The sequence below is a fragment of the Bradyrhizobium sp. S3.7.6 genome (genome assembly GCF_054061875.1).
In genome coordinates this window covers 5958025-5972403 of sequence record NZ_JBSSEQ010000001.1, presented here as the reverse complement: position 1 = coordinate 5972403, position 14379 = coordinate 5958025, and the positions used below count along the sequence as shown (strand labels likewise).

Below are 14379 nucleotides of genomic sequence, written 5' to 3'. Positions count from 1 at the left end.
CCTGTCTTTGTGCAACGCAATCAGGGCACGCGCAACCCGTCCGGCACCACAGCCTGCCGCCGGACCAGCAGCAGGGCGATCAAAACCGTGGGCACGAGGATCGCGAGGCCCAGCAGCGTGACCTGCATCTGCGACAGCGGCATGATCCCGCCGCCCGGGGTGGCCACGACGAAGCCGCCGATCACCAGCAGCACCCGCAAAGGCCACTCCATCAGGCCGGCGCCGCGAAGGTCGCCGACAAAAGCCTGGTAGCCCTGGATGCCGCCGCAGATGAAGACGATGCCGAAGCAGGCAAGTCCGGTCAGCCCGAATGCCTCCAGATACGGGTTGCTGCCCTGAAGCAGCAGCGCCGGATTGAGCACGAAGAAAAACGGGATGAAATAGATGATGCTGCCGACCCACATGCTCTCCCAGCCCGTCTTCATCGCGGGCGCGCCGGCGATGCCGGCCGCCGCGAAGGAGGCGATCGCCACCGGCGGCGTGATCGAGGACAGCATGCCCCAGTAGAAGATGAACATGTGCACGGCCATCTTGTTCAGCCCGAGCTTCTCCAGCGCCGGCGCCACCAGAATGGCCAGGAAGATGTAGCAGGAGGTCGTGGTCAGCCCGAGCCCGAGGATCAGGCTGGTGATGGCGCACATGATCAGCAGCAGGAAGGCATCGCCCCCGGCGATGCTGAGCAGGTCGTTGGCGAGGCTCGAGATCACGCCGGTGAGCGAGAAGGCGCCGATCAAGAGGCCACAGCCGGCGAGGATCGCGATCAGCTCGACGAAGGTCTTGCCGTTGAGTTCGAGGAAATGCAGCCAGCGCGCGCCGCCCCAGTTCTTGCCGGGGAAGAATTCGTTCAGCGCGGCCAGCAGGCACATGCCCCACAGCGCGGCATTGAGCACGCCGAACCAGAACATCGCAGCCGTTGCCGCGATCGAACCGGCGAGCACCAGCGTGTTGCCGAGCCTCCAGCGCGCCGGCCCGGACCATTGATGCAGGATCACGAGCAGCACGGAGGCATAGAACGGCGCGTGGCTCTCGCGCTTGAAGTAGAGCAGCATCACCACGAGCACGACGATCACGAAGAGATAGTACCAGCCCTCTTTGAAAGCGTCCCAGAAGCGCGGCAGCTCGGCGCGCGGCAGACCCTTCAGCTTGTGGCGGGCGGCATAGGCGTCGACCTGCGCGAACAGGCCGACATAATAGAGGATCGAGGGGATGGTGGCGGCGAGCGCGACGTCGGCATAGCCCGTGTTCATGAACTGCGCCATGACGAAGGCGGTCGCGCCCAGCACGGGCGGGGCAAGCACGGCGCCGGTCGAGGCGCAGGCCTCGATCGCGCCGGAATAGGACGGCGTGAACCCCGTCTTCTTCATCGCGGGGATCGTCATCGTTCCCGCTGTCAGAACATTGGAGACGATGCTGCCGCCGACGGTGCCGAGCAGGCCGGATGCGAACACACAGACTTTTGCCGCGCCGCCGCGGAAGGTGCCGCACATCGCGAAGGCGATGTTGATGAAGAATTTGCCCGCGCCCGTCATCATCAGCGCGGTGCCAAAGACGAGGAAGCCGATCACGGTGTCGGCAAAGGCCTGGATGGGAATGCCGAGCAGGCTCTCACCGGAGAGCATGTGATAGGACGTGGTCTGCTGCAGCGTCGACTGCGTGCCGCGGAACGGCCCGAGCCAGGAAGAGTCCGCAAACAACGGATAGAGCGTGAAGGGCAGCACGCTGAGCAGCAGGCTCCAGCCGCCGGTGCGCCGCAGCGCCTCCATCAGCACGAACCACATCACGAGCCCGGCGGCGATGACGTTGCCAGGCGCGCCATCGAACTCCCAGCCGAATTGCGCGGCCTTGCGGATGTTGAGCATCAGCCAGATCGCCGAACCGAAGGTCGCGGCGAACAACAGGAGGTCATACCAGGGGATGCGGTCGAGCGGCGCCTTCTCCGATCCTGGAAAGATCAGGAAGGTGAATGGGAGCATCAGCGCTATCAGCAGGTAGAAATATTCGGTGTTGAGCTGGGTGTAGTCGATGAAGAAGCGCAGCGAGAATTGCTGGTTCACACACAACAGGATGGTGGCCGCGGTGGCCGCCATCAGCACCCAGCGCCACGCGCCCTTCAGCGTACGGACGCGCGTGACCTCGGCTTCCTGCAGGTCGGCGGCGGCGCCGAGATGCGGATCTGCGAACTCAACCTTCGTCGCCGGCGCTGCCGCAGTCTCTGACATCGGCGCTCTCCTCAAACAGTTCTGCGGCAGGCAGCTTGACGATCAGTCAAACCCGTTCGGCATGTCGGCCTTGGCCAGCGCCGTGGCGCGCGCCTTCATCCAGCCGTCGAGGAAGGCCTTTTCGTCCGATGGAGGATTGGACTTGCCGTAATCCGCCCACGCCGCACCGAGCACTTCCTGTCGCTTGAACAGCTTGTTGTTGTGGGCGTCCTGCGCGTCAGACCATTGCCCGGCTTCTTTCAAGGCCTTCACCGCGCCGGGATGCACCGGCACCACCCAGTTCTTGGTCTGCCGGTCGGCGGCGAGCCCGCCGGCGCCGGGCGCGGAGTCCTTGTAGGCGTCGTAGTTGACGGTCATCGCCTTGGTCATCGCATAGATCTGGTCGGCCGGTTGCGAGGCATAGGCGACGAAGATCGGATAGGGGTAGTTGCCGAGCTCGATCGGCTTGTCCGGGGTGATGCCGGCACCGCAGGTTGCGGTCTGCGGGAAGAAGAACGAGCCGACCTTCTGCATCCGCGCCCAGCCTTCCTTGTCCTTGGCGGGCAGTGGCGGCCAGACCAGACCGCGCGGCGAGGTCTCGGCTTCCTTGGCGGGGCCGGTGATGGTGGTGCCGAAGGCGGCGTCGGTGTCGTTGTTGATCAGGCCTTTCCACATCGCGCCGTAGCTCGCGAACTCGACGACCTTGACGTCCTTCTGCGTCAGGCCTGCAAAGGCGAGCACCGCGAGCGAGTTCTGGTTCAGCGCGGGCGAGCCCACGACGAAGCCGACGCGCTTGCCTTTCAGGTCTTTCAGATCTTTCACGCCGCTATCGGCTGCGACCCCAAGCGAACCGCAATTGCAATCGACGCTCGAGAGCATGATCTGGAGCGGCTGCGGGCCCCATTCCTTCGAGCCGAACTCGAACACGCCTTCCTGCGCGAAATAGGTGCCAGATCCCATCGCGGATGACGCCGCGCGCTTGGCGCGCAATGGTGCAAGCCGCGCGACGTCGTTGCCTGCAGGCAGCACGCGCACATCGGTGCCGTATTTGTCCTTCATCATCTTGCCGACGCCGACCGCGATGTTGAAGCCGGCGGTGCCGGTGTCATAGGCGGTGAACGTCAATGTCGCCGGCAGCTTGACGTCTTCGGCGATTGCATAGCTTGTAGACGCAAAAGCAATGCCCGCAACCAAGGCAGGCGCGAGCATGGTCAGCCCACGAAGCATGTTTCCCTCCAATGATCCTCGCGTTTGCCGCGAAGAGTTTAATTCTTTGTTTGAAACAGTTTTTTGTTTGAAACGGATCATGTCATCGCGATCAGGCGATGGCAACGCCGTACCGCGAACGCGGCGATGAGGCAGACAGATTGTCGCGGAAGCCACGGATAATGCAGTCAGTTCGCGACGATCGCGATCGCCTGTCCTTCGGCGACGACGTCGTCGAGCTTGACGAGCAGCGATTTGATCGTGCCGCTCGCGGGCGAGGGCACAGGTATCTCCATCTTCATGGCTTCGACGACTACAACGTCATCGCCATCCGCAACGGTTCCTCCAACTTGCACGGGAGTTGCGCAGATGCGACCCGCGACCTCCGTGACGATCTTAATTTCTGGCATGCCATCGCCTTTTTGTTGTCGTCGCAAAATGCCTGAGGTAGCGTCGTCTGCAAGTGGAATTTAATTCCGCAGAGCGGAACGAACGGTAGGGAACATGGGACGACGATCGGAGCGGTTAAGCAGGCAAGGTGCGCTCGCTGGCGATGCCGGCGAGGGTGATGTCATCCAGGTGGTGTCGCGCGCGTTCGACGTGTTGCGATGCTTCGAGGGCCATGAGGCCCGACTCGGCAATCTCGAGATTTCAAATCGCTGCGGCCTGCCGCGCTCGACGGTGTCGCGGCTCACGCACACGCTGACGCGGATGGGGCAACTCGTGTACCTGCCGCGCGACCAGAAATATCGCATCGGCCCGAGCGCGGTGGCGATGAGCGCCTCGATGATGAAGGGCGCGCAGCTGCGCAGCATGATCCGGCAGCGGCTCCAGGAAGTCGCCGAGCAATTGCCAGGCACTGTCGGCTTCGTCGTCCCCGATCGCTTCCATCTGGTCTATCTCCAGTTCGCGCGCTCGGCGACTGCGCTCGGTCTGCATGAGGGCACCGGCAGCCGCATCTCGATGGCCTCGACGGCCGCGGGCGCGGCCTACACGGCGGCGCTAGCGCCTGAAGTCGGCGATGCCTTCATTACGGACATGGAACGGGAAGCGCCCGAGGCTGCGAAAATCCTGCGGCCCCGCATCGAGGCCAACCGGCAGTCGTTGCTCGAGCGCGGTTATGTCACGGCCTGCGGCCTGTGGAGCCCGCACATCAACGGCCTCGCGGTGCCGATCTGGTCGCCGCAATACCAGACCTTCGTCGTCATCACGATCGGGCTGTTGTCGTCGATGTATGACGAGCAACGTCTGCATGCCGAAGTCGCGCCGTTGATGGTCGCGCTCGGCCGCTCGCTCGGAAGCCTGATGGAGGGCGCCGAAGGTGATGTCTTCAACAACCGCCTCTCGCGCAAACCGGTCGCAATGGCCGTGCATAACAATAACAAGCCGATCAATTCGGAGGGAGTGAATGAACTGGAAGCCGGAACTCGACGAGCTCGCCCGGCGCGAAGCCTTCGCGCGGGAGATGGGCGGCGTTGACAAGGTCAAGCGTCAGCATGACCAGGGCCGACTGACTGTTCGGGAGCGTATCGACAGACTGATCGACAGCGGTAGCTTTCACGAGATCGGTGCCGTCTCCGGCATCGGTGAGTACGATTCCAGTGGCGAGCTGCAGAAATTGACGCCGGCGAACTGCGTGTTCGGCCGCGCGCGCGTCGAAGGCCGCACGGTCGTCGTGGTCGGCGACGATTTCACCGTCCGCGGCGGCTCGGCCGATGCGTCGATCTCGGCCAAGCCGTTGATGGCGGAGGAGATGGCGCATGATTTCCGTCTGCCCATCGTCCGCATCATCGAGGGCTCCGGCGGCGGCGGCTCGGTCAAGACCATCGAGACCAAGGGCGCGGCCAATCTGCCGGGCGGCATCGGCGGCACGCGCTGGTATCGCTTCACGACGGAGAATTTGTCGCGCGTGCCGGTCGTCGCGCTCGGTCTCGGCTCGGTCGCGGGCCTTGGCGCGGCGCGCCTTGCCGCCAGCCACTATTCCATCATGACCCGGAAGTCCGCGATGTTCGTCGCGGGGCCGCCGGTGGTGAAGGCGCTCGGGCAGGACCTCTCGAAGGAGGAGCTCGGCGGCGCCGACATCCAGACTCGCGCCGGCGCGGTCGATCACGCCGTCGATACGGAAGAAGAGGCGTTCGCCTGCGCGCGACGTTTCCTCTCTTATCTGCCGTCATCGGTCTATGAGCTGCCGCCGACCTTGCCCTGCACCGACAATCCGGAGCGCACCGAAGAAGCCCTGATGAACGCGGTGCCGCGCAACCGCAAGCAGGTCTACAAGATGCGGCCGATCGTCGAATCGGTCGTCGACAAGGGCTCGTTCTTCGAGGTCGCCAAGAATTTCGGCAAGCCAATCATCGTCGGTCTCGCCCGGCTCGAGGGCAGGGCGGTGATGGTGCTTGCGAGCGACAGCTTTCACTACGGCGGCTCGTGGACCGCGGATGCGTGCCAGAAAGTGGTGCGCTGGGTCGACTTCGCGGAAACCTTCCACCTGCCGATCGTCTATCTCATGGACTGCCCGGGCTTCATGATCGGCCTCGATGCTGAGAAGGCGGCCACCATCCGCCACGGCGTCCGCGCCATGGCCGCGGTCAACCAGACCACCGTGCCCTGGTGCACCGTGATCCTCCGCAACGCCTTCGGCGTCGCCGGCGTGGTGCATCAGCCGGCCGACCGCTTCTCGATCCGCTACGCCTGGCCCTCGGCCTATTGGGGCTCGCTGCCGCTCGAAGGCGGCATCGAAGCCGCCTACCGCGCCGACATCGATGCGGCCGAGGACAAGGCGGGCAAGCTCAACGAGATCCAGGAACGGCTGAACAAGCTGCGCTCGCCGTTCCGCTCGGCCGAAAAATTCTGGGTCGAGGAGATCATCGATCCCAGGAAGACAAGGTCGCTGCTGTGCGAGTTCGCGAGGCTGGCCGAGCCGCTGCGGAAGGCGGGGCCGCCGGAGAACATGACGATCAGGCCGTAGGTTGCGGTCATGGCGAGCAACCGGGGGCGCGCGAAGCGAAGTCCCGATGACGGGCTCCGCGAAGCAATCCAGACTTTACCCGCGGAGGCCGTCTGGATTGCTTCGTCGCTTCGCTCCTCGTGGAGCGGCGCGGTGCAAGTCGTGATGCGTGGAACCATTTCCGGCGCTGTGCATTCAAACGCGCATGAGGAACCTGTATTTCGGCATCGGGGCTCTCGCCGCCGCGCTGGTTCTCTTTACGGTTTGGCTGGGCCAGCATGAACGGGAGGCATCAATCGATCGCCTCGAGCAATGGGTGATTCCACGCCCGCCACCTGAGCGCTAAAGGAATCGCGGCCGTCACTGACGGCCCTATCGAAATACCCGCAAACACATTCGTTGTAAGCCGCCACGGAAACGGCCACGCCTTCGGCCGGACAGATCGACATTTTAGACCTGCCGGGGATGTCACTGCCGCCGGTCTTCAGCGGCAGCGACATGAGGATTGACGATTAGCGCTTGGGCAGCGAGGCCATCACTTCGCCCGCGTCGCCATCCTCCAGACAGGGTGTGACGGTCAATGGGAGCAGGTCAGCCCACTGTGCGAGCCAGCGATACATCGCCTTTGGATCGCTCGATTCAGAGATCGCAAATCCCTGTCCGTTCATGCCATGCCACCGGCCCAGCATCTTGACGCCTTCGGGTGGCGCTCCGCCGGTTTCCAGAAAACGGCTGACGGCCGCATTGAAGGTGCCTTGAGGTACACTCCAGGTTGTAATGAATTTCATGCGATTCTCCCATAATCTGAATTATTGGATGAATGCTGCGGCTGCGCCGCCCGCGCACAATAGCGCTGGCATATCGAATAACAACGGCGAATGAAGCCGTGGGTTAGTGCGATGGAGGCGCCGTAGCGGACTTGGTCGTGTGTCACCGGCGTCCGCCGGAGAACATGACGATACGGCCGTAGCGGCGCGAACGGGGAACTCATTGGGGCTGCCGACCTATCCCGTCTCTGATAAGATCATCTCGGGAATGAGACCGGGAGGGCTCGCTCATGTCGGCTGTCGATGCGAAGATCGTCCGCACCATGTGTCCGATGAACTGCCACCCGACGTTTTGCGGAATGCAGGTTGAGGTCGAGAGCGGTCGGCTCAAGACGCTGAGCGGAGACAAGGATAATCCGGACAGTGCCGGGTTTCTTTGCGTTCGCGGGCGCGCGACCAGCGAGATCTTCGGCAATCCGAAGCGACTGCTCTACCCCCAGATTCGCGACGATCGCCGCACCGACATCTGGCGCCGCGTAAGCTGGGACGAGGCGCTGGATTTCATGGCGAAGCGGATGCGGTCGGCTGGACCCGAGGCGGTGGGTCTATGGGCGGGGCATGGCGGCTTCACCGTGGGCAGTGCCGTGACGGTGCAGTTGATGCAGCGTTTCGCGCATATGTATGGATGCCAGAACTGGCATCCTGCAATGGTCTGTTGGGGGCTTGGCGGTTTTGGAGTGGGGCTGACGGGCGCGCTCAAGGTCAATACCAAGGAGGATATGGCTGAGAACTCGAACATGATCGTGCTTTGGGGCGCGAACATTTCGAGTCAGCCCAATACCGCCCGTCATATCGTCGCCGCTCGGCGTCGCGGGGCAAAAGTCATCACGATCGATGTAAGGAGAACGGAAGCGGCGGCTCAATCGGATGAAGTTTTCCTGATCCGCCCTGGATCGGACGCTGTGTTCGCTTTGGCCGTCATGCACGTCATCGTCACTGAAAAGCTCTACGACTCTGAGTTTATCGAAGCGCATACCGTCGGCTTCGCGGAATTGTCGTCTCACGTTCTGCCCTTCACGCCGGCCTGGGCAGCAGCCGAGACCGGTCTTGAGGAAGGCCAGATTGCGTCGTTCGCCAGAGCGTACGCGTCCACGCGACCAGCCATGATCCTTCTCGGCGGCAGCTCCATGCACAAGAGTGCCAACGGCTGGCACGCGGCGCGTGCGATCAGCTGTCTGCCGGCGTTGACCGGCAATTTTGGGGTTGCAGGCGGCGGTCTCGGCCCACGTCATGGCGCCCACAGTGCGGCCATGTGCAATCTGAATACGGGTGTGGCACGCGCGCCGGGCAATTATGTTGCCAATCAAATGCCCGACATCGCAAAGGCCTTGTCCGACGGGCAGCTCAAGGTTTTGCTCCTGCTGGGGACCAACATGCTGTCGTCCTTCGCGGACGCCGGTGAAATCTCCCATGGTCTCGACAAGACGGGTCTGGTCGTTTGCGTCGATCTGTTCATGAATGAAACGGCGCGGCGTTTCGCCGATGTGCTGCTGCCTGGAACCGCCTGGCTCGAGGAATTGGGATTTAAGGTGACGAACACGCACCTCTATCTGATGGAGCGTGCACTGGAGCGGGAGGGAGAGACGCGCCCGATCTATGAAATCCTGAGTTCTTTGGCAGACTCCCTCGGGCTTGCTGACCTCTTTCCGTGGGCGTCGATCGAAGAGGTGATCGATGTCATCTTGAATGACACGACAACCGGCCATGCGACTGTTGCGTCGCTGCGCGCTGCCGGTGGCTTTTTGCCTCTTAACGTGCCCGCGGTCGCCTATGCGGATCGGAAATTCGATTCACCGTCCGGGAAGATCGAATTCTGCTCGCCGCAGGCGGCAAGGCTCGGGCTTCCGCCACTTCCGGTGTACGGCGGCGACCAGGCTTCGCCCTATCCGTTGTCGCTGAGCTTCGGAAGGACGCTGACACATTTTCATTCGTTCTATGACGAGGGCCAGGCTCTCCCGGCATTGGCAAAGCACAATGTCGCCCCGCAACTCTGGATATCGCCGGTGGATGCAGAGGCGCGTCAGCTCAGCAACGGGGATGCGATCAGGATTTACAATCAGCGGGGCGAGTTCGCGGCAAAGGCCTGCGTCACCGACGACGTCAAGCCCGGAGTGGTCTGGATGCGCGATGGCTGGGTTGGCCTCAATCATCTCACGTCCGGCGACGCGGTCCTGACCGGGGACGCTCTCAGTCTTTTTCACTTCTCCGTTGGCCAGTCCGACTACGGCGCCCGCGTGGAGGTCGCGCGAAGGCAGGCATCGTTGTAGACGAGGCTATCCGGCGTCGATCACAGCCGCAGCACCTTGCCTGGATTCATGATGTTTTGCGGATCGAGCGCGCGCTTGATGGTGCGCATGATGTCGAGCTCGGTCTTCGAGCGGTAGTGACTGAGCTCGTCGAGCTTGTCGATGCCGATGCCGTGCTCCGCCGAGATCGAGCCGCCCATGGAGGTGATGAGATCGTTCACGGCCCGCGTGATGGCGGACGAATATTGGGTCAGCGTCTGCTGATCCATGCCTTTGGGGCCCATGAACGAGAAATGCAGATTGCCGTCGCCGATGTGTCCCAAAGGATAGGGGCGAATGGTCGGAAGAATGTCGAACACGGCCTTGAGCCCCTGGTCGATGAACCCGGGAATCCTGGAGATGGCCACCGACACGTCGTAGCTCAGTCCCGGCCCCTCGGCACGGGAGGCCTCGGCGACGCTTTCCCGGATGCGCCACATGTTGCGCGATTGACCGACCGTCTGCGCCAATGCCGCGTCGAGCACGCGGCCGGCCTCGAGCTGATAAGCGAGAAACTGCTCCAGCTTCTCGGTCATGCCCTCGGTCCCGTCCTGTCGGGCCCGCGAGGACGACCATTCAAGCAGGAGGTACCATGGCGTGTCCGCCTTGAGAGGATCCTGGGTGCCGGGAATATGGCGCAGCACCATGTCGATGGCGCTGCGGCTCATCAGCTCGCAGGAGCCGACATTGTCCCCTGACGCAGCATGGGCTTCGGACAGGATCTCCAGCGCCGCGCGCGGATCGCGGATCGCCAGCCACGCCGTGCAGACGTCCTTCGGCGCCGGCCACAGCTTGAGGACGGCCTTCGTGATGATGCCCAGCGTTCCCTCGGCGCCCATGAAAAGGTGCTTGAGGTCGTAGCCCGTGTTGTCCTTCTTGAGCGCACGCAGTCCGTCCCAGATGTCCCCGTTGGCCAGCACGACTTCGAGCCCCAAGACGAGATTGCGGGCATTGCCATAGCGGAGCACCTGCACGCCGCCGGCGTTGGTCGACAGGTTGCCGCCGATCATGCATGAGCCCTGGGCGCCAAGGCTGAGCGGCAGGAACCTGTCGTGACGGCTTGCGGTCTCCTGAAGCGTCTGGAGAACGCAGCCGGCCTCGACCGTCATCGCGTAACCGACGGCATCGACGTCCAGCACGCGGTTCATGCGGCCGAGCGACAGCACGATGCCGGTGTGCGCCGGCCAGGGCGTGGCACCGCCCATCAGGCCGGTGTTGCCACCCTGCGGCACGATCGCGACGCCGTGCTCGTGGCAAAGCCGGACGACTTTCGAGACTTCCTCGGTGCTGCCAGGACGAACGACGGCGCCCGCGCCGCCAACCAGCAATCCGCGCCAATCCGTGACGAACGGCTGCTTGCCGTGCTCGTCCTCGATCAGGCCCTTCTCGCCGACGATCGCGCGCAGCGCATCGCGCATCCGGGCGGTCAAAGGAGCGGTCGGGATGGTGGGTAGGGAGGACGGGAAGGCAGCCGGCATTTTGTTTCCCCTGGCGCATCTTGGTGTGCACTGCGCACGTGACGTGCGGGGGTATTCTCCACGTTTGCGGCGGGGAGTCTAATGGCAATATGTCTCGAAGCGGGGGACCGTGGACGAACGCGTCGAGCAGCTGCCGTTACCGACGGCGCCTGGTCTCGGCCGAGCGGGATCCTAGTGGATGATCTGGTTCAGGAAGCCCTTCGCCCGTTCCGTGCGCGGAGCCCGGAAGAATGTCTCCGGATCCGCTTCCTCCACGATGCTTCCGCGATCCATGAAGACGACCCGATCGGCGACCTCGCGGGCGAATCCCATCTCGTGCGTCACGCAGACCATCGTCATTCCATCTCGCGCCAGCTCGACCATGGTGTCCAGCACTTCCTTGACCATCTCGGGGTCGAGAGCGGACGTCGGTTCGTCGAACAGCATGATCTTGGGCTGCATGCACAGCGCCCGCGCGATGGCGACGCGTTGCTGCTGGCCACCCGACAATTGTGCGGGATACTTGTCCGCCTGATCCTGAATGCGGACCTTCCGCAGCAAGCCGAGTGCGCGATCGCGCGCTTCCGCCTGCGAGATGCCGCGAACCTTCATCGGAGCCAGCATGCAGTTCTCGGCAACCGTGAGGTGCGGAAAGAGGTTGAAGCTCTGAAAGACCATCCCGACCTCGCAGCGCACGCTGTTGATGTCGGCCATGCGGTTGCTCAATTCGACACCGTCGACGACGATCCTGCCGCCGTCGTGTTTCTCGATATGGTTGATGCACCGGATGAGCGTCGACTTGCCGGAGCCCGAAGGGCCGCACAGGACGATCTTCTCGCCCTTGCCGACCCTGAGATTGACGTCGTTCAGCGCATTGAATGCGCCGAATCGTTTCATCACGTTTTCGACGAGGACGATTGCATTGGGCTGCGTAGCATTGCTGACAGTCGCTTGAGGCATGTTCGTCTCCCGAATACGAGGCCGTTTGTTATCTCGATGATCACCGTGCCGTGGCAAGGCCATATCGCTTGCGAAGGGTGGCGACGCACTGGGAGGCCACCGAGCTGATCACGAGGTAGGCCACCGCGACGACGAGGTACATCTCGACGAGACGTCCATTGAGCTGTGCGAGCTTGGAAGCCGCGCCCAGAAGATCCGTCAACGACAGCACGTAAACGAGAGACGTGTCCTGAAACAGGATGATCGTCTGGCTCAGGATGATCGGGCTCGCCACGCGAAGGACTTGCGGCAGAACGACATGGCGGTAGGTGTCGTAGGTCGACAGCGCGAGCGCCTGGCAGGCCTCGAACTGCCCCTTGTTCACGGCCCGCAGTCCAACGCGGATGATCTCGGAGTAGTAGGCGGCTTCAAACAAGCCAAAGGTGATGAACGCCGTGTAGGTCGCCCCGATCGGGATCGGGCGGCCGTTGCCGCTCAGGTGCCCAAGCACGATCGGCACCAGGAAGAAGAACCAGAAGAGAACCAGGATCAGCGGGATCGACCGGATGATCGCGACGTAGCCGCGGACGATCTGGGCGAACACCGGGACCTCGAAGTGCTGTACCAGCGCAAGACAGGTTCCGAGGACCATGCCGATGGCGAATGCGGCCGCCGTGAGCGAAAGCGAGAAGAGCAGGCCCGACCAGAGATAAGGCCACGACTGCGCGACGATCGAGAAATCGAGGGTGTTCATTTCACGGTCTCCATGGCGCCAGGCAGAGCGCTGCCTTGCTGCATGTCGGCGGCGAGATCCTGTTCAGCAGTGAGCTTCACCGGGGCGCTACCCGGGATCCTGAAGGCTTTGTCGATGAGCGTCATGATCTGATATGCAACCAGCGCCAGGCAAAGATAGATGATCGTCGCCGCGCCGAATGCCGAGAATGTCTGGAACGTTGCCTCGCTGATCTGGCGCGCCTGTGCGGTCAGCTCCATCAAGCCGATCGTGAGTGCGACGGAGGTGTTCTTGTATATTCCCATCACCTCGCTGGTGAGGCTCGGCACGATCAGGCGCAGAGCCTGCGGCACGACGATGTACCGATAGGTGAGGTAGCCACTGAGGCCGAGAGCGTTGGCGGCCTCGATCTGCCCCTTAGGAAGCGCTTCGATGCCGGCCCGGACCTGCTCGGCTATCCGAGACGCCGTGTAGAGTCCGAGGCAAAGGAGAGCCGGGAAGAACGATGCCCAAGGCGGCGGCATCTGCTTGATGGCATTTCCGAGCGCGGTCGGCACCACCTCCGGGAAAACGAAGTACCAGAGGAACATCTGCACCAGGACAGGGATGTTTCGGAATATCTCGACGTAGAGCCGGGCCGGAATCGAGACGAAACGATTCTGGACTGTGCGGCCCACGCCGACGAACACGCCGATACCGAAGGCGATCCACCAGCCGAAGAAGGCCAGAGCCAGGGTCCAACCGAGACCCGACAGAAGCCAGTCGATATAGCGCTGGCCGTCTGCCGCCTGTTCAAAAAGCACTCCGAACATCGCGAGCCTCCGGGTTGCAGGTGCGGACGAGGATGACTTTCCGGGACGATCAGCTCCGTCAATCAGTCGACGGCATCGCTGGGATGTGCGATCCGCTCCATCAACTCGTCGGTGAGCGGGAATGCGAGGTTCTCACCCTTGGGCGGGATCGGCCTGGTAAACCATTTCGCGTAGGTCTTCTCGAACTGGCCGGATGCCATCTGCTTGGAGAGAACGTCGTCGACGAGCCTCTTGAAGCCGGCATCGCCCTTCGTGAACATCAGTCCATAGTAGATCTTCGCGTAACCCTCGGAAAGGAACAGGAGCGCGTCCGGATTCGGCGCCGCAGCCTTGAGCCCGGCGAGAAGGATATCGTCCTCCATGAAGGCGACGGCACGGCCGGTATTTAGCATCAGGAAGGACTCCGCATGGTCCTTGGCCTGGACGATGTTGAGGCCGAGCTGCTCCTTGGCGTTGACGCTCTGCGCGAAACCGACTGCGTTGGAGCCTTGCGTGGCGACAACCGTCTTGCCCTTCAGGTCGCCGGCGGTCTTCACGCCACTGGCGGCCTTGACGAGCCAGCGCGGCTGGCTGACGAACGTTGCGACCGAGAACGAGACCTGTTCCTGCCGCTTCTTGTCGTTGGCGGTGCCGCCGCATTCGATGTCGACAGTCCCGCTCTGGATCAGGGGAATCCGGTTCGAGGAGTTCACCGGCGTGTAGTTGACCTTCAGACCGGGCAACTTCAGCTCATCCTTGATGCGATCGACGATCGCCGCGCAGAGATCGAGCGAGAAGCCAATGGGCTTCTGATCCGGCCCGAGGTACGAGAACGGTATCGAAGCCTCACGGTAGCCGATCGTGATCGATCCGCTGGATTTGATCTTGTCGAGCGTCGGGCTGTCGGCTGCCGCGGCCGGGCTTGCGTTGACAGCCAGGAGCGCCGGGAGAAGTCCCAAGAGCTGAACGAGCTTCTTCATGGTTTTTGCCTTCCCA

12 protein-coding genes are annotated in these 14379 nt (G+C 62.9%); 3 read left to right on the top strand and 9 right to left on the bottom strand.

Translation table 11 applies throughout. The features are described from left to right. Positions 1 to 20 precede the first annotated feature (20 nt). The 3 genes from ACVJ5M_RS29530 to ACVJ5M_RS29520 form a co-directional block, all read right to left on the bottom strand. The gene (locus ACVJ5M_RS29530; protein WP_063983840.1) at positions 21 to 2219 is read right to left on the bottom strand and encodes a TRAP transporter permease; all 2199 of its coding nucleotides are present in this window, start codon (positions 2217 to 2219) and stop codon (positions 21 to 23) included. 42 nt (positions 2220 to 2261) lie between these two features. Continuing rightward, positions 2262 to 3425 (bottom strand): TAXI family TRAP transporter solute-binding subunit, encoded by a 1164-nt coding sequence (locus ACVJ5M_RS29525; RefSeq protein ID WP_063983839.1) that lies wholly within the window; start codon positions 3423 to 3425, stop codon positions 2262 to 2264. 167 nt (positions 3426 to 3592) lie between these two features. Continuing rightward, positions 3593 to 3814, bottom strand: coding sequence for an acetyl-CoA carboxylase biotin carboxyl carrier protein subunit (locus ACVJ5M_RS29520; protein WP_135214343.1), 222 nt, complete (start codon positions 3812 to 3814; stop codon positions 3593 to 3595). Between the two features lie 94 nt (positions 3815 to 3908). On the opposite strand from ACVJ5M_RS29520, the gene ACVJ5M_RS29515 reads away from it, so the two are divergent. Further along, positions 3909 to 4883 (top strand): IclR family transcriptional regulator, encoded by a 975-nt coding sequence (locus ACVJ5M_RS29515; RefSeq protein ID WP_063983838.1) that lies wholly within the window; start codon positions 3909 to 3911, stop codon positions 4881 to 4883. Then, positions 4813 to 6372 carry an acyl-CoA carboxylase subunit beta gene (locus ACVJ5M_RS29510; protein ID WP_063983837.1) on the top strand — a complete coding sequence of 520 codons (1560 nt, stop codon included), beginning with the start codon at positions 4813 to 4815 and terminating at the stop codon, positions 6370 to 6372. The genes ACVJ5M_RS29515 and ACVJ5M_RS29510 overlap by 71 nt, the downstream gene beginning before the upstream one ends. A gap of 491 nt (positions 6373 to 6863) precedes the next feature. Here ACVJ5M_RS29510 and ACVJ5M_RS29505 read toward each other — a convergent pair whose 3' ends face one another. Next, positions 6864 to 7139, bottom strand: a complete 276-nt coding sequence (locus tag ACVJ5M_RS29505; RefSeq protein ID WP_038941960.1) for a DUF3303 domain-containing protein — start codon at positions 7137 to 7139, stop codon at positions 6864 to 6866. Positions 7140 to 7408: 269 nt separating this feature from the next. On the opposite strand from ACVJ5M_RS29505, the gene ACVJ5M_RS29500 reads away from it, so the two are divergent. Then, positions 7409 to 9445, top strand: coding sequence for a molybdopterin-containing oxidoreductase family protein (locus ACVJ5M_RS29500; RefSeq protein WP_354095303.1), 2037 nt, complete (start codon positions 7409 to 7411; stop codon positions 9443 to 9445). Between the two features lie 20 nt (positions 9446 to 9465). Here the strand turns inward: ACVJ5M_RS29500 and ACVJ5M_RS29495 are convergent, their stop codons facing one another. The 5 genes from ACVJ5M_RS29495 to ACVJ5M_RS29475 form a co-directional block, all read right to left on the bottom strand. Continuing rightward, a complete protein-coding gene (locus tag ACVJ5M_RS29495) occupies positions 9466 to 10941 on the bottom strand; it encodes an FAD-binding oxidoreductase (protein WP_231144624.1) in 1476 nt (491 codons plus the stop codon). Positions 10942 to 11112: 171 nt separating this feature from the next. Next, on the bottom strand, positions 11113 to 11880 hold the full coding sequence (locus ACVJ5M_RS29490; protein WP_063983835.1) for an amino acid ABC transporter ATP-binding protein: 768 nt from the start codon (positions 11878 to 11880) through the stop codon (positions 11113 to 11115). Positions 11881 to 11920: 40 nt separating this feature from the next. Then, on the bottom strand, positions 11921 to 12613 hold the full coding sequence (locus tag ACVJ5M_RS29485; protein ID WP_063983834.1) for an amino acid ABC transporter permease: 693 nt from the start codon (positions 12611 to 12613) through the stop codon (positions 11921 to 11923). After that, positions 12610 to 13404 (bottom strand): amino acid ABC transporter permease, encoded by a 795-nt coding sequence (locus ACVJ5M_RS29480; RefSeq protein WP_063983833.1) that lies wholly within the window; start codon positions 13402 to 13404, stop codon positions 12610 to 12612. Before ACVJ5M_RS29480 ends, ACVJ5M_RS29485 begins: the two co-directional genes overlap by 4 nt. Positions 13405 to 13466: 62 nt before the next feature. Further along, entirely contained in the window at positions 13467 to 14363 is an 897-nt protein-coding gene (locus tag ACVJ5M_RS29475) for an amino acid ABC transporter substrate-binding protein (protein WP_063983832.1), read from the bottom strand. Between the last annotated feature and the right edge of the window lie 16 nt (positions 14364 to 14379).

Bases quoted from the DNA above. Each gene is read 5' to 3' on its own strand.
- ACVJ5M_RS29515 (WP_063983838.1), top strand. From the start codon at position 3,909: ATGGGACGACGATCGGAGCGGTTAAGCAGGCAAGGTGCGCTCGCTGGC.
- ACVJ5M_RS29520 (WP_135214343.1), bottom strand. From the start codon at position 3,814: ATGCCAGAAATTAAGATCGTCACGGAGGTCGCGGGTCGCATCTGCGCA.
- ACVJ5M_RS29505 (WP_038941960.1), bottom strand. From the start codon at position 7,139: ATGAAATTCATTACAACCTGGAGTGTACCTCAAGGCACCTTCAATGCG.
- ACVJ5M_RS29500 (WP_354095303.1), top strand. From the start codon at position 7,409: ATGTCGGCTGTCGATGCGAAGATCGTCCGCACCATGTGTCCGATGAAC.
- ACVJ5M_RS29475 (WP_063983832.1), bottom strand. From the start codon at position 14,363: ATGAAGAAGCTCGTTCAGCTCTTGGGACTTCTCCCGGCGCTCCTGGCT.
- ACVJ5M_RS29485 (WP_063983834.1), bottom strand. From the start codon at position 12,613: ATGAACACCCTCGATTTCTCGATCGTCGCGCAGTCGTGGCCTTATCTC.
- ACVJ5M_RS29530 (WP_063983840.1), bottom strand. From the start codon at position 2,219: ATGTCAGAGACTGCGGCAGCGCCGGCGACGAAGGTTGAGTTCGCAGAT.
- ACVJ5M_RS29490 (WP_063983835.1), bottom strand. From the start codon at position 11,880: ATGCCTCAAGCGACTGTCAGCAATGCTACGCAGCCCAATGCAATCGTC.
- ACVJ5M_RS29480 (WP_063983833.1), bottom strand. From the start codon at position 13,404: ATGTTCGGAGTGCTTTTTGAACAGGCGGCAGACGGCCAGCGCTATATC.
- ACVJ5M_RS29525 (WP_063983839.1), bottom strand. From the start codon at position 3,425: ATGCTTCGTGGGCTGACCATGCTCGCGCCTGCCTTGGTTGCGGGCATT.
- ACVJ5M_RS29495 (WP_231144624.1), bottom strand. From the start codon at position 10,941: ATGCCGGCTGCCTTCCCGTCCTCCCTACCCACCATCCCGACCGCTCCT.
- ACVJ5M_RS29510 (WP_063983837.1), top strand. From the start codon at position 4,813: ATGAACTGGAAGCCGGAACTCGACGAGCTCGCCCGGCGCGAAGCCTTC.